The organism is Streptococcus sp. F0442, assembly GCF_000314795.2.
GTDB lineage: Bacteria > Bacillota > Bacilli > Lactobacillales > Streptococcaceae > Streptococcus.
The window spans coordinates 200,527-216,020 of the sequence record NZ_KB373316.1; the positions used below are offsets into that span (position 1 = coordinate 200,527).

Consider the following 15,494-nt stretch of genomic DNA (forward strand, 5'->3'; position numbering starts at 1 on the left):
TTACCTGGAGCTTTTCAAAGGAGATTGAAGGATGAGAACCTATCAAGTAAAACAAAAATTTCGATTGGGCGGTGAACGGTTCGATATTAAGGATGAGTTAGGAAATGTCGATTACCAGGTCGAGGGATCCTTTCTTAAAATTCCTAAGACTTTTACCATTTATGATAAAAATGGAGAAGTAGTCAGTCAGATCACTAAAAAACCAGTCAGTCTTCTTCCAAAGTTTGTGGTTGAGTTGAAAAAAGGAGATCGCTTTTTTATCCATAAAAAGTTGACGGTCTTTAGAGACAAATATGATATTGAAGATTTGGGCCTTCGGGTACAAGGAAATATCTGGGATCTAGATTTTAAACTATTCGATGATCGGGATCAAATCGTCGCTGAGATTAGCAAAGAACTCTTTCATCTCACCTCGACCTATCAAGTATCGGTCTATGAGGATGAGTATGCGGATTTAGTCATCTCGCTTTGTGTCGCCATCGATTACGTCGAAATGTTGGAAACTGGCGCCAATTAATTAAATAAGAATTAGGAGAAAATATGAAACAATTATCTAGTGCACAAGTCCGCCAAATGTGGCTTGATTTCTGGGCTACAAAAGGCCACTCAGTAGAACCATCAGTAAGTTTGGTTCCAGTAAACGATCCAACCCTATTGTGGATTAACTCAGGGGTTGCAACCCTTAAGAAATACTTTGACGGAACCATCATCCCTGAAAACCCACGGATTACCAATGCGCAAAAGGCTATCCGTACCAACGATATCGAAAACGTAGGGAAGACGGCTCGTCACCACACCATGTTTGAAATGTTGGGGAACTTCTCCATCGGGGATTACTTCCGTGATGAAGCCATTACTTGGGCTTATGAACTCTTGACAAGTCCTGAATGGTTTGACTTCCCGAAAGACAAACTTTACATGACTTACTATCCAGATGACACAGATTCATACAATCGCTGGATCGAAGTGGGCGTGGATCCAAGTCATTTGATCCCAATCGAAGACAACTTCTGGGAAATCGGTGCGGGACCCTCTGGACCAGATACAGAAATCTTCTTTGACCGTGGAGAAGCCTTTGACCCAGAAAATATTGGAATTCGCTTGCTTGCAGAAGATATCGAAAACGACCGTTACATCGAAATCTGGAACATCGTCTTGTCACAATTTAACGCAGACCCTGCTGTTCCTCGTAGCGAATACAAGGAATTGCCTCACAAGAACATTGATACGGGCGCTGGTCTAGAGCGTTTGGTAGCAGTGATCCAAGGGGCTAAGACAAACTTTGAAACAGACCTTTTTATGCCGATTATTCGTGAAGTAGAGAAATTGTCTGGTAAGGTCTACGACCAAGATGGCGACAACATGAGCTTCAAGGTGATTGCAGACCACATCCGTTCGCTTTCATTTGCGATCGGTGATGGTGCCCTTCCTGGAAATGAAGGTCGTGGTTATGTCCTCCGTCGTCTTCTCCGCCGTGCCTCTATGCATGGTCAAAAATTGGGTATCAATGAGCCTTTCCTCTACAAACTCGTTCCAACTGTTGGAAAAATCATGGAAAGCTACTACCCAGAAGTGCTTGAAAAACGTGACTTTATTGAGAAAATCGTTAAGAGCGAAGAAGAGTCATTTGCCCGCACTCTTCACTCAGGTCAACACTTTGCCCAAGGCATCGTAGCAGACTTGAAAGAAAAAGGCCAAACGGTTATCGCTGGTCAAGATGTCTTCAAACTCTACGATACTTATGGATTCCCAGTGGAATTGACAGAAGAGATTGCTGAAGAAGCTGGAATGACGGTTGACCGTGAAGGTTTTGAAGCAGCCATGAAAGAGCAACAAGAACGTGCGCGTGCATCTGCTGTCAAAGGTGGATCCATGGGGATGCAAAATGAAACCCTTCAAAACATCACTGTAGAAAGTGTCTTCAACTACAATGCTAGCCAATTGCCTTCTAAGTTGGTGGCTATCGTAGCGGATAATGCAGAAGTAGAAGGCGTATCTGAAGGGACTGCATCACTGATCTTTGCAGAAACACCTTTCTACGCTGAAATGGGTGGACAAGTTGCGGACCACGGTCAAATCTTAGATGCTGCAGGAAACGTGGTAGCGACTGTGACAGACGTTCAAAAAGCACCAATCGGACAAGCATTGCACACAGTTGAAGTTCTTGCACCGCTTGCTTTGAACCAAGAATACACTTTGGCGATTGATAGCAATCGTCGTCACCGTGTCATGAAAAACCACACAGCTACTCACTTGCTCCATGCAGCTCTTCATAATATCCTTGGCCACCATGCAACTCAAGCAGGTTCACTTAATGAAGTAGAATTCCTTCGCTTTGACTTCACTCACTTCCAAGCTGTCACTCCTGAAGAATTACGCGCTATTGAGCAAGAAGTCAATGAGAAGATTTGGGAAGCTATTGCAGTCAAGACTGTTGAGACAGACATTGACACCGCTAAAGAAATGGGAGCTATGGCCCTCTTTGGTGAGAAATATGGTAAGGAAGTCCGCGTTGTGACCATCGGGGACTACTCAGTGGAACTCTGTGGTGGTACCCACGTAGGCAACACTTCTGAAATTGGTCTCTTCAAGATTGTCAAAGAAGAAGGTATCGGATCAGGAACTCGTCGTATCTTGGCAGTGACTGGTAAGGAAGCCTTTGAAGCTTATCGTGAACAAGAAGATGCTCTGAAAGCAGTCGCAGCAACCTTGAAAGCTCCTCAACTCAAAGAAGTCCCTCACAAGGTGGAAGGACTTCAGGAACAACTCCGTCAGTTACAAAAAGAAAATGCAGAATTGAAGGAAAAAGCAGCAGCAGCGGCAGCAGGTGATGTCTTCAAACATGTTCAAGAAGCAAACGGATACCGTTACATTGCCAGCCAAGTTTCAGTATCAGATGCAGGTGCTCTTCGTACCTTTGCGGATAATTGGAAACAAAAAGATTACTCTGATGTCCTTGTGCTTGTCGCAGCCATCGGTGACAAAGTGAATGTCCTTGTAGCCAGCAAGACAAAAGATGTACACGCAGGTAATGTGATTAAAGAATTGGCTCCAATCGTTGATGGACGTGGTGGTGGTAAACCAGACATGGCCATGGCAGGAGGAAGCAACCAAGCGAAAATCCAAGAATTGTTGGATGCCGTATCAGGTAAATTGTAATAAAGAGAAGAGGTTGGATGGTTGTCCGACCTCTTTTTTCAAAAAAGAAGTAGCTCCAATCAGAAAAAGATTGCAACAAAAAAACCTTTCCGTCTGGAAAGGTTTTTGTCTTATAGACCATAATTATAATCGTCATCTTGCATGGCTTCTACTTCACCGAGAAGATAACCATTTCCGACTTGAGAGAAGAAGTCGTGGTTGGATGTACCGGTTGAGATTCCGTTCATAACGATTGGGTTGACGTCATCCGCTGAGTCTGGGAAAAGGGGATCTTGTCCCAAGTTCATGAGGGCTTTATTGGCGTTGTAACGAAGGAAGGTCTTAACTTCATCTGTCCAGCCCACACCATCATAGAGGCTCTCTGTGTAGCCTTCTTCGTTTTCATAGAGGGTGTAGAGCAGGTCATACATCCATTCTTTGAGTTTTTCCTGCTCGTCTTCTGGTAATTCGTTAAATCCAAGTTGGAACTTGTAGCCGATATAGGTTCCGTGAACAGATTCGTCCCGAATGATCAACTTAATGATTTCGGCCACATTAGCCAACTTGTTGTTTCCAAGATAGTAGAGTGGTGTGAAGAAACCAGAGTAGAAGAGGAAGGTTTCAAGGAAGACGCTGGCGACTTTCTTTTCAAGAGGGGTTCCATTGAGGTAGATTTCATTGATGATCTCTGCCTTCTTTTGAAGATAAGGATTGGTATTGGTCCATTCGAAAATCTCTTCGATTTCTGACTTGGTATTCAAGGTAGAAAAGATGGAAGAGTAGGATTTAGCATGGACAGATTCCATAAATTGGATGTTGTTAAAGACAGCTTCTTCGTGGGGAGTACGGATATCTGCACGAAGAGCTTGCACACCAGTTTCAGACTGCATGGTATCTAACAGGGTCAATCCACCAAAGACTTTACCAACGAGGTCTTTTTCTTTATTAGACAACTTTCTCCAGTCATCTAGGTCGTTTGACAAAGGGATACGTGTATCCAACCAGAATTGCTCGGTCAGTTTTTCCCAGGTCGATTTATCGATGACATCTTCGATAGCATTCCAGTTAATGGCTTTGTAGTAAGTTTCCATTTTCATCACTTTCTTTTTCTATTCATTCAATCGTTACTATTCTACCATAAATGGATAGAATACGCACAAAAAGTCGGCGAACCGACTTTTAAGGGCGAACCTTGGGGCCGTCTTAGATGACACAGCTTTCACATTGGTTAGCACCGACTTCCCCACCATCATCTGTAAAGGTACGGACGTAGTAGATAGACTTGATTCCCTTGTTAAAGGCGTAGTTGCGAAGGATAGACAAGTCACGAGTGGTTTGTTTGTTTTCAGTTTTCCATTCGTAAAGCCCTTTTGGAATGTCACTGCGCATGAAGAGAGTGAGTGAAAGTCCTTGGTCTACGTGCTCAGTTGCGGCAGCATAGACATCGATGACTTTGCGCATATCCATGTCGTAGGCAGAAGTGTAGTAAGGAATGGTTTCTGTTGACAAACCAGCAGCAGGGTAGTAGATCTTCCCGATTTTCTTCTCTTGGCGTTCTTCAATCCGTTGTGTGATTGGGTGGATAGAAGCAGATACGTCATTGATGTAGCTGATAGAACCATTTGGTGCGACAGCCAAGCGGTTTTGGTGGTAAAGACCATCTGCTTGAACTTTAGCACGCAGTTCTGCCCAATCCTCTGCACTAGGGATGAAGATATCTTTAAAGAGTTCTTTGACGCGATCAGATTTTGGAACAAACTCTCCGGTCGTGTACTTTTCAAAGTAGCTACCGTTGGCATAGTCTGATTTTTCAAAGTTGTGGAAGGTAACGCCACGTTCACGCGCGATGTTGTTTGATTCCACGAGAGTCCAGTAGTTCATGAGCATGAAGTAGATGCTCGTAAACTCAACAGACTCAGGTGATCCGTATTCAATCAATTGTTGGGCAAGATAGCTGTGAAGTCCCATAGCACCAAGACCAAAGGTATGCGCTTGGCTATTTCCGTGGTCGATAGTAGGAACAGCGACGATATGAGAACTATCTGTGACGAAGGTCAAGGCACGAACCATAGCTCTAATCGAACGACCAAAGTCAGGGGAAGTCATCATATTAACCACGTTGGTTGAACCAAGGTTACAGGAGACGTCAGTCCCCATTTTAATGAATTCTTGGGCATCGTTGATCAAGCTTGGCTCTTGAACCTGGAGGATCTCTGAACACAAGTTACTCATGATGATCTTTCCATCGACAGGGTTTGCGCGGTTAGCAGTATCGATGTTGACTACATAAGGGTAACCAGATTCCTGTTGCAATTTAGAAATTTCAGTTTCCAAATCACGCGCCTTGATTTTTGTCTTGCGGATGTTTGGATTAGCGACCAACTCATCGTATTTTTCAGTGATGTCGATGTAGTTAAATGGCACTCCGTATTCACGTTCTACAGAGTATGGGCTGAAGAGATACATTTCTTCATTCTTACGAGCCAACTCATAGAACTTGTCAGGTACGACGACACCAAGTGAGAGGGTTTTGACCCGGACTTTTTCATCGGCATTTTCTTTCTTAGTAGAAAGGAAGGCGATGATGTCTGGGTGGAAGACGTTGAGGTAAACCACCCCAGCTCCTTGGCGTTGACCCAATTGGTTTGAGTAAGAGAAGCTATCTTCAAAGAGTTTCATAACAGGAACGACCCCAGAGGCAGCTCCTTCATAGCCCTTGATCGGTGCTCCAGCTTCACGAAGGTTGCTGAGGGAGATCCCAACCCCACCACCAATACGTGAAAGTTGAAGGGCAGAGTTGATAGAGCGTCCGATCGCATTCATGTCATCGGTTACTTGGATCAAGAAACAGGAGACCAATTCCCCACGGCGGGCACGTCCAGCATTCAAGAAAGAAGGAGTAGCTGGTTGGTAGCGTTGGTGGATGATTTCATTTGCGATGTCTTTGGCAATGTCTTCATTTCCATCCGCAAAATAGAGAGCATTGAAGAAGACGCGGTCTTCCATGCTTTCGAGATAGTATTCTCCATCATTTGTTTTCAGAGCATATTGGTTATAGAATTTATAGGCAGCCATAAAGGACTTGAATTGGAAGTTTTGATCTTTGATGAATTGGGCCAATTCTTCCAAAAATTCAGGACGATACTTCTGAATGAAGGCTGTTTCGATATAGTTGTGTTCAATAAGGTAGTTGATTTTATCCGTTATTGAATCAAAGGCCATGGTATTTGGTCCAACATTTTCTTTGAAGAAAGCATCCAAGGCTTCTTTATCTTTATGAAGCATGATTTGACCGTTAACTGGACGGTTGATTTCATTATTAAGACGGAAGTAGGTTACGTCTTCAAGAGATTTTAATCCCATAATAATCCTTTTCTAGTTCAAAAAATGAAGAGAAGAAGTCCTCTCTTTACAAGTAAAAAGTCTAGTGTTAGGTTGCTAACGCTAGACCCTATTTAAGCAAAATACTGTGTTTATTAAGAAAGTTTCTTCAACTTAGCTGGTTGAAAACCAGAAAATACTTCATCTGGTGTTTGAATAACTGGAGCAGCATTGAATCCGAGATTCTTAACGTGATCTACAAATTCTGGCTGTTCATCTAAGTTAATTTCGCGGTATTCCACGTGATTGCTATCGAGGAATCGCTTGGTCATTTTACACTGAACACAATTATTTTTTGAATAAATGGTTACCATTTCTTTTTCGTTCTCCTATCGAAATATAAATCTGTAAACAGTATAAACAAAATCCACCAACTTGTCAACAAAATAAAACTAAATATTGTGCAAAGATATGAAATGGGGTTTTTAAAGCACAATATATTGTGGTAGGTGGAAAGTATGACATTCTAAGAAATGGGATAGGGATAGGCTTTTAAGCATCTTTAATTAGTTATAATTTTTGGGTGAATCAATATCCTGTGGTTTTAGCTGCATCTTTTCATTGAAAGCGGAAGAAAATTTTACTTATAATATAGTAGAAAAATTGAAAGAAACCTGTTATTTCTTTCTGGATCGCTCTTTAAAATGTATCTAGATAGGGATTTCTCGCAGTTTTTTTTCTGTAAGGCAGTAATAAAAATCTTGAAAAAAATTTCAAAAGATGATATAATACCAAATTGTAAGGGTTATCACAGATAACTCAAAACTAATTTTAAAAGGAGAGTCAAACTATGGCTTCTAAAGATTTCCACATCGTGGCAGAAACAGGTATCCACGCGCGTCCAGCAACTTTGTTGGTTCAAACTGCTAGCAAATTTGCTTCAGATATTACTCTTGAATACAAAGGTAAATCCGTTAACTTGAAATCAATCATGGGTGTTATGAGCCTTGGTGTTGGTCAAGGAGCTGACGTTGTAATCTCAGCTGAAGGTGCTGACGCTGATGACGCTCTTGCAGCAATTGCTGAAACAATGGAAAAAGAAGGATTGGCTTAAACATGACAGAAATGCTTAAAGGAATTGCAGCATCTGATGGTGTTGCCGTTGCTAAGGCATATCTACTTGTTCAACCCGACTTGTCATTTGAAACAATCTCAGTTGAAGATACAAATGCAGAAGAAGCTCGTTTGGATGCAGCTCTTGAAGCTTCACAAAACGAGCTTTCTCTTATTCGGGAGAATGCAGTAGCGAGCCTTGGTGAAGAAGCAGCACAAGTATTTGATGCTCACATGATGGTGCTTTCTGACCCAGAAATGGTTGGTCAGATCAAAGAAACGATTCGTACGAAAAAAATCAATGCAGAAGCTGGCTTGAAAGAAGTCACGGACATGTTTATTGCGATCTTTGAAGGAATGGAAGACAATCCTTACATGCAAGAACGTGCAGCAGACATCCGTGACGTGACCAAACGTGTACTTGCAAACTTACTTGGTAAGAAATTACCAAACCCGGCAACCATTAACGAAGAAGCAATCGTGGTTGCGCATGATTTGACTCCATCAGATACAGCACAATTGAACAAACAGTTTGTTAAAGCTTTTGTTACAAACATTGGTGGACGTACAAGTCACTCAGCCATCATGGCGCGTACACTTGAAATCGCAGCGGTCCTTGGTACAAATAACATTACAGATCTTGTAAAAGATGGTGATGTGTTGGCTGTATCTGGAATCACTGGTGAAGTAGTCATCAATCCAAGTGAAGAACAAATTGCAGCTTTCAAATCAGCTGGTGAAGCTTATGCCAAACAAAAAGCTGAATGGGCTCTCCTTAAAGATGCCAAAACAGTGACTGCAGATGGCAAACACTTCGAATTGGCGGCTAATATCGGTACCCCTAAAGACGTTGAAGGGGTGAATGATAACGGTGCAGAAGCTGTTGGTCTCTATCGTACAGAATTCTTGTACATGGATTCTCAAGACTTCCCAACTGAAGATGATCAATACGAAGCATACAAAGCAGTTCTTGAAGGTATGAACGGTAAACCTGTTGTCGTTCGTACAATGGATATCGGTGGGGATAAAGAACTTCCTTACTTCGATCTTCCTAAAGAAATGAACCCATTCTTAGGTTACCGTGCTTTGCGTATTTCAATCTCTGAAACGGGGAACCAAATGTTCCGTACACAATTGCGTGCTTTGCTTCGTGCATCTGTTCACGGTAAATTGCGGATCATGTTCCCAATGGTTGCTTTGTTGACGGAGTTCCGTACCGCTAAAGGTATTCTGGAAGAAGAAAAAGCGAAATTGATTGCTGAAGGTGTTGCCGTTGCAGACGATATCCAAGTTGGTATCATGATTGAAATCCCTGCTGCAGCAATGTTGGCTGATCAATTTGCCAAAGAAGTTGATTTCTTCTCAATCGGTACAAACGACTTGATCCAATACACAATGGCTGCTGACCGTATGAATGAACAAGTTTCATACCTTTACCAACCATATAACCCATCAATCCTTCGCTTGATTAACAACGTTATCAAAGCAGCTCACGCTGAAGGTAAATGGGCTGGTATGTGTGGTGAGATGGCTGGTGACCAAACAGCTGTTCCACTTCTTGTCGGAATGGGCTTGGATGAGTTCTCTATGTCAGCTACATCTGTACTTCGTACACGTAGCTTAATGAAGAAATTGGACACAGCTAAAATGCAAGAATACGCTAACCGTGCTCTTACAGAATGTTCAACCATGGAAGAAGTGCTTGAACTTTCTAAAGAATACGTGAACGTCGGCTAAGAATAAATCAAGACTAAGACATATCTGTCTTAGTCTTTTTTTATGATTTTTTTACTTTGTTTATAAAAATGTGCATTTTATTCGTAATAAACTAGTTAGTAATAAAAATATTAACTTAAATGTTCGGTTTTTTGTTTATTATTCCTTGGATATGTAGTATAATCGTAAGTAAGAGTAGGAGGAAAGCGAAGGAATGAAGTAAAAGGTTCGGAAAAGAAAATGAAAGAACTTTTCTTGATAAATTTACATGATTTTCCTGGAATCAACTTGAAAATTAAGTGATTTTATAGTAAAATAAAAACAATTAGAAAACGCTTTCAAAAAATAAAAGAGGTGAGTATATGGATAGAAGCACAGACTTATGGACATTTGGAAGAGGGGATAATTTCCAGCTTCAAGAGTATTTAGGTGCTCACAAGGAAACAAGGGGAGAACAAGAAGGGTATGCCTTCCGTGTTTGGGCTCCCAATGCCCAGGCGGTCGATCTGATTGGTGACTTTACTGATTGGGAAGCACGGAAAATTCCAATGGTTCGTAATGAAGGAGGCGTCTGGGAAGTCTTCTGTTCAGATGCAAAAGAGGGAGATATATACAAATATTTGGTGACACGAAATAATGGTCATCAGGTTCAAAAAATTGATCCTCTAGCGTTATGGATGGAAAAACGACCTAATACAGGGTCTATCATTAAGACCATTCCGGAAAAGAACTGGAAAGACGGTCTTTGGAGAGCACGCCGTAAAAAACTTGGTTTTAAGGAACGACCTGTTAATATCTATGAGGTTCACGCAGGATCTTGGAAACGAAATGACGATCACAGTTCCTATACCTTTAAACAACTAAAAGATGAACTCATTCCATATCTGGTAGAGATGAACTACACCCACGTAGAATTTATGCCAGTGATGGCCCATCCATTGGGATTGAGTTGGGGGTATCAGCTCATGGGCTATTTTGCCCTCGAGCAGACTTATGGTAGCCCAGAAGAATTTCAAGACTTTGTAGAAGAATGTCACCTTAACAATATCGGAGTGATTGTGGATTGGGTACCTGGACATTTCATTATCAATGATGATGCTTTGGCATATTATGATGGAACACCAACCTTTGAATACCAGGATGAACATCGGGCTCATAACTATGGTTGGGGGGCTCTGAACTTTGATTTAGGAAAGAATCAAGTACAGTCTTTCTTGATTTCTAGTTTGAAGTTTTGGATTGAAACCTATCATTTAGATGGAATTCGGGTCGATGCTGTGAGCAATATGCTCTATCTCGATTATGATAGTGGTCCATGGACTCCGAATATTGATGGAGGAAACCTCAATTATGAGGGCGTTCATTTCCTCAGACGTTTGAATGCGATTATCAAGAACGAACACCCAGATGTTATGATGATTGCAGAAGAAAGTTCTGCTGGTCAAAAGATCACAGGCCCTGAAGAAGAAGGTGGTCTTGGTTTTGACTATAAATGGAATATGGGTTGGATGAATGATATTCTCCGATTTTATGAGGAAGACCCGGTCTACAGGAAATTTGACTTTAATCTGGTAACCTTTAGTTATATGTATGCATTTTCTGAAAATTTCCTTCTTCCGTTTTCACATGATGAAGTAGTGCATGGCAAGAAGAGTTTGATGCACAAGATGTGGGGAGATCGTTACAATCAATTTGCTGGGCTTCGGAATCTCTTAACCTATCAGATTTGCCATCCAGGAAAAAAATTACTCTTTATGGGTTCGGAATTTGGTCAATTTTTGGAATGGAAGTCAGAGGAGCAACTGGAATGGGGCAATCTAGAGGATGAAATGAATGCTAAGATGAGTCGTTTCACTTCTCAGCTCAATCATTTCTACAAGGAACACAAGGAATTGTGGGAGATTGATGATAGCTTTGATGGCTTAGAGATTATTGATGCAGATAACCGGGATCAGAGCGTCTTGTCCATGGTTCGGAAAAATCGTAAAGGCGATCTTCTGGTGTGTATCTTCAATATGGCACCAGTGGAACGCAAGGACTTTACGATCGGTGTACCTGTATCAGCAGTCTATGAAGAAATTTGGAATACAGAATTAGAAGAATGGGGAGGTGTCTGGAAAGAGCATAATCCGACAGTTCAGTCTCAAGATGGACTGTGGAAGGATTATGAACAAACCTTGACCTTTACCTTGCCGGCTTTAGGAGCTAGCATTTGGAAGGTGAAGCGTAAGGTGCGCAAAACAAAATCTAAAACAGTAGATAAAAAATGATGATCGGTTGACTCTATGGGAGTCCAGGCTTTGAAAAGAGGAAGTAGTCAATGAAGAATGAAATGCTCGCTTTAATCCTTGCTGGTGGGCAAGGAACTCGTCTTGGAAAATTAACCAAAAACATCGCAAAACCTGCGGTTCAATTTGGTGGGCGCTATCGGATTATCGATTTTGCCCTATCAAACTGTGCCAACTCAGGAATTCACAATGTTGGCGTGATTACACAGTACCAACCACTGGCCCTCAATAGTCATATTGGTAATGGTTCTAGCTGGGGCTTGGATGGAATCAACACAGGGGTTTCCATTTTGCAACCTTATTCAGCTAGTGAAGGAAATCGTTGGTTTGAAGGAACTAGCCATGCCATTCTCCAAAATATCGACTATATCGACAGCATCAATCCTGAATATGTCTTGATTCTTTCTGGTGACCATATCTACAAGATGGACTATGATGATATGCTTCAATCTCATAAGGATAATAATGCGAGCTTGACCGTTGCCGTCCTAGATGTACCTTTGAAGGAAGCGAGTCGTTTTGGAATCATGAATACCGATGCTAATAATCGGATTGTTGAATTTGAAGAAAAACCAGCTGAACCAAAATCAACTAAGGCTTCCATGGGGATTTACATCTTTGACTGGGCTCGTCTGCGCAATATGTTGGTTGCTGCTGAAAAGAGTGATATCGATATGTCAGACTTCGGTAAAAATGTCATTCCAACTTATCTAGAATCAGGCGAAAGTGTTTATGCTTATGAATTCAATGGTTATTGGAAAGACGTTGGTACGATAGAGTCTCTTTGGGAAGCCAATATGGAATATATCGATCCCAATAATGCTTTGGATAGTCGCGATCGTCACTGGAAAATCTATTCACGCAACCTCATTTCTCCACCGAACTTCTTTGGGGAACATGGCCACATCGAAGATTCTCTTGTCGTCGACGGTTGTTCGGTAGACGGTACAGTCAAACACTCCATCTTATCAACAGAAGCTCAAGTTCGTGAAGGAGCAGTTGTCGAAGATGCTGTCGTGATGAGCAATGCCATTATCGGTAAAGGAGCTGTTGTGAAACGCGCCATTATCGGAGAAGGCGCAGTTATTGCAGAAGGTGTCGTGATTGATGGAACAGAGGAAGTACAAGTTGTCGGTTACAATGAAAAAGTGGGGGTAGCAACAGATGAAGATTGATAAATATTCAGCCATTTTAGGAAATACAGTTGGGTATCATGATATGTCCACTTTGACTAGCCATCGTCCGGTAGCATCCCTACCGTTTGATGGGAAATACCGCTTGATTGACTTCCCATTGTCTAGTCTTGCGAATGCTGGTATTCGTAGTGTATTTGGTATTTTCCAACAAGAAAATATTAGTTCGGTTTTTGACCATATTCGTTCAGGTCGTGAGTGGGGCTTGTCTACTTTATTGAGCCACTATTACCTTGGAATCTATAATACTCCAGTGGAAAATACAAACGTAGGACCAGAATACTACCAACAATTATTGACTTATTTGAAACGGTCTGGCTCAAACCAAACGGTTGCTTTGAACTGTGATATTTTGATGAATATCGACCTCAATCAAGTTTTCCACCTGCATAATACCATTGACCGTCCGATTACAGTTGTTTATAAAAAGTTGCATCCTCAAAATATCTCTGAAGTGAATGCTATTCTACAGATTGATGAGACAGACCATATTACGGAACAAAAACTGTTTGACAGCAAGTCACCTGATGAAGCTTACAACATGTCAACAGATGTCTTTATTGTGGATACTCCTTGGTTGATTGAAAAATTAGAAGAAGAAGCCAAGAAAGAATATCCACAAAAACTTCGCTATATCTTGCGTGAATTGGCTGTAGAATACAATGCATTTGCCTTTGAGTATACAGGCTATCTAGCAAATATTCACTCAGTTGAATCCTACTATCAAGCAAACCTGGATATGTTGGAAAATCAAAAATTCATGAAACTCTTCTCACCAAATCAAAAAGTGTATACGAAAGTGAAGAATGAAGAGCCAACGTATTATTCCAAGACTTCAAACATTAAAGCGTCTCAATTTGCTTCGGGTAGTATTGTAGAAGGAACGGTAGAAGGTTCTGTTGTTTCTCGTAGGGTTCATCTGCATGAAGGATCAGTGGTTCGAAATAGTCTTCTCTTCCCAGGTGTTGTGGTTCATGAAAATGCAATCGTTGAAAACGCGATTCTGGATAAAGGTGTCGAAGTGACTGCTGGTGTGACGATTCGTGGAAGTGAAGGAACACCGGTAGTGATTAAAAAAGGAACGACTGTTACAGAGGATATTGTCTAATGAAACTATTATTTGTTGCCGCAGAAGGTGCTCCATTTTCAAAGACTGGTGGTTTGGGAGACGTTATTGGTGCTCTTCCTAAGTCCTTAGCTAAAAGTGGCCATGATGTGCGCGTGATACTTCCATACTATGATATGGTAGAAGCAAAGTTTGGAGATCAAATCGAAGATGTCTTGCATTTTGAAACCAAGGTTGGCTGGAGAAGTCAATATGTGGGTGTGAAACGGATTGTGCGAGATGGGGTCACCTTTTACTTTATTGATAACCAACACTATTTCTTTAGAGGCCATGTGTATGGTGACTTTGATGATGGCGAACGGTTTGCCTTTTTCCAGCTCGCAGCCTTAGAAACGATGGAACGGGTGGACTTCATTCCAGATGTTCTTCATGCCCATGATTACCATACGGCTATGATTCCTTTCTTGCTGAAGGAAAAATACCGTTGGATTCAAGCTTACCATGGGATTAAAACCGTATTGACCATCCATAATTTGGAATTCCAAGGTCAGTTTGACCCAGGAATGTTGTGGGATTTATTCGGAGTGGGATTTGAACGCTATGCAGACGGAACACTTCGTTGGAATGATTGCCTGAATTGGATGAAAGCCGGCATTCTATATGCTGACCGTGTGACAACCGTATCTCCTAGTTATGCGCATGAGATTATGACTCCTGAGTATGGTTGTGGCTTGGATCAGATCCTTCGGATGGAATCTGGCAAGGTGACCGGAATAGTCAACGGAATTGATGCAGATCTATATAATCCTGAAACGGATCCCCTCTTGACGCATCATTTCAGTCTCTCAGATCTTTCAGGTAAAGCAGCTAGTAAACGAGCTCTTCAAGAACGTGTCGGTCTACCCGTTCGCGATGATGTGCCTTTGTTTGGGATTGTCTCTCGTTTGACACGCCAAAAAGGTTTTGATGTTGTGGTAGAAGAGTTGCATCAGCTTCTGCAAAAAGATATTCAGATTGTCTTGCTGGGGACAGGAGATCCTGCATTTGAAAATGCCTTTGCTTGGTTTGGTCATGCTTTTCCGGATAAACTGTCGGCTAATATCACCTTTGATGTCCAATTGGCTCAAGAAATTTATGCAGCGTCAGATGTCTTCTTGATGCCAAGCCGCTTTGAGCCATGTGGTCTTTCTCAAATGATGGCCATGCGTTATGGAACTCTTCCTCTGGTACATGAGGTTGGTGGACTTCGTGATACGGTTCAGCCATTTAATGTTGTGGATGGAAGTGGAACAGGCTTTAGCTTCAATAATTTATCTGGCTATTGGCTTAACTGGGCAGTTGATCAAGCCCTGGCTGTCTACTACAATGACAAACAGGCTTGGTATGGTCTGCAAGAGCAAGCTATGACGCGTGACTTCTCTTGGGATACAGCTAGCCAACGATACAACGATTTGTACCAATACTTATAACTGAATCTATTGTAAAAACGCCTTTCGAGGCGTTTTTTTGTGTTGCTTTCTTCCTATAAAGAAAACGTTTTAATTTTTTGAGATATAGAGCTTGCTAAAATAGAAGAAAAAAGATAAGATAGGTAAAGGTAAAAAATCCCGGGAAGGTCTTTGTTTTTGGAGATGGTCTCATCCTCTTCAAACAATAAGG

General features: G+C 41.7%; 11 protein-coding genes. 8 read left to right on the forward strand and 3 right to left on the reverse strand.

Going from position 1 to position 15,494, the window contains the following annotated elements:
• Positions 1–31 precede the first annotated feature (31 nt).
• Together HMPREF9186_RS09980 and alaS are read left to right on the forward strand one after the other, a co-directional pair.
• Positions 32–517 (forward strand): LURP-one-related/scramblase family protein, encoded by a 486-nt coding sequence (locus HMPREF9186_RS09980; protein WP_009732543.1) that lies wholly within the window; start codon positions 32–34, stop codon positions 515–517.
• Between the two features lie 23 nt (positions 518–540).
• Positions 541–3,159, forward strand: coding sequence for an alanine--tRNA ligase (gene alaS / locus HMPREF9186_RS09985; protein ID WP_009732544.1), 2,619 nt, complete (start codon positions 541–543; stop codon positions 3,157–3,159).
• A gap of 110 nt (positions 3,160–3,269) precedes the next feature.
• On the opposite strand, the gene nrdF is transcribed toward alaS, so the two are convergent.
• The 3 genes from nrdF to nrdH all read right to left on the reverse strand — a co-directional run bounded on the left by nrdF (position 3,270) and on the right by nrdH (position 6,833).
• Positions 3,270–4,229, reverse strand: coding sequence for a class 1b ribonucleoside-diphosphate reductase subunit beta (gene nrdF, locus HMPREF9186_RS09990; RefSeq protein ID WP_009732545.1), 960 nt, complete (start codon positions 4,227–4,229; stop codon positions 3,270–3,272).
• Between the two features lie 112 nt (positions 4,230–4,341).
• Entirely contained in the window at positions 4,342–6,501 is a 2,160-nt protein-coding gene (nrdE, locus tag HMPREF9186_RS09995; protein ID WP_009732546.1) for a class 1b ribonucleoside-diphosphate reductase subunit alpha, read from the reverse strand.
• Positions 6,502–6,614: 113 nt separating this feature from the next.
• Positions 6,615–6,833 (reverse strand): glutaredoxin-like protein NrdH, encoded by a 219-nt coding sequence (gene nrdH, locus HMPREF9186_RS10000; RefSeq protein WP_009732547.1) that lies wholly within the window; start codon positions 6,831–6,833, stop codon positions 6,615–6,617.
• A gap of 476 nt (positions 6,834–7,309) precedes the next feature.
• On the opposite strand from nrdH, the gene HMPREF9186_RS10005 reads away from it, so the two are divergent.
• From HMPREF9186_RS10005 to glgA, 6 genes are all read left to right on the forward strand, one after another.
• Positions 7,310–7,573 carry a phosphocarrier protein HPr gene (locus HMPREF9186_RS10005; protein WP_006596636.1) on the forward strand — a complete coding sequence of 88 codons (264 nt, stop codon included), beginning with the start codon at positions 7,310–7,312 and terminating at the stop codon, positions 7,571–7,573.
• 2 nt (positions 7,574–7,575) lie between these two features.
• On the forward strand, positions 7,576–9,309 hold the full coding sequence (ptsP, locus tag HMPREF9186_RS10010) for a phosphoenolpyruvate--protein phosphotransferase (protein ID WP_009732548.1): 1,734 nt from the start codon (positions 7,576–7,578) through the stop codon (positions 9,307–9,309).
• A gap of 341 nt (positions 9,310–9,650) precedes the next feature.
• Positions 9,651–11,558 (forward strand): 1,4-alpha-glucan branching protein GlgB, encoded by a 1,908-nt coding sequence (gene glgB, locus HMPREF9186_RS10015; RefSeq protein ID WP_009732549.1) that lies wholly within the window; start codon positions 9,651–9,653, stop codon positions 11,556–11,558.
• A gap of 50 nt (positions 11,559–11,608) precedes the next feature.
• Positions 11,609–12,751 carry a glucose-1-phosphate adenylyltransferase gene (locus tag HMPREF9186_RS10020; RefSeq protein WP_009732550.1) on the forward strand — a complete coding sequence of 381 codons (1,143 nt, stop codon included), beginning with the start codon at positions 11,609–11,611 and terminating at the stop codon, positions 12,749–12,751.
• Complete coding sequence (glgD, locus tag HMPREF9186_RS10025) at positions 12,741–13,877, forward strand: glucose-1-phosphate adenylyltransferase subunit GlgD (protein ID WP_009732551.1); 1,137 nt, start codon at positions 12,741–12,743, stop codon at positions 13,875–13,877. Before HMPREF9186_RS10020 ends, glgD begins: the two co-directional genes overlap by 11 nt.
• Positions 13,877–15,304, forward strand: a complete 1,428-nt coding sequence (glgA, locus tag HMPREF9186_RS10030) for a glycogen synthase GlgA (protein ID WP_009732552.1) — start codon at positions 13,877–13,879, stop codon at positions 15,302–15,304. Before glgD ends, glgA begins: the two co-directional genes overlap by 1 nt.
• The last annotated feature ends 190 nt before the right edge of the window (positions 15,305–15,494 follow it).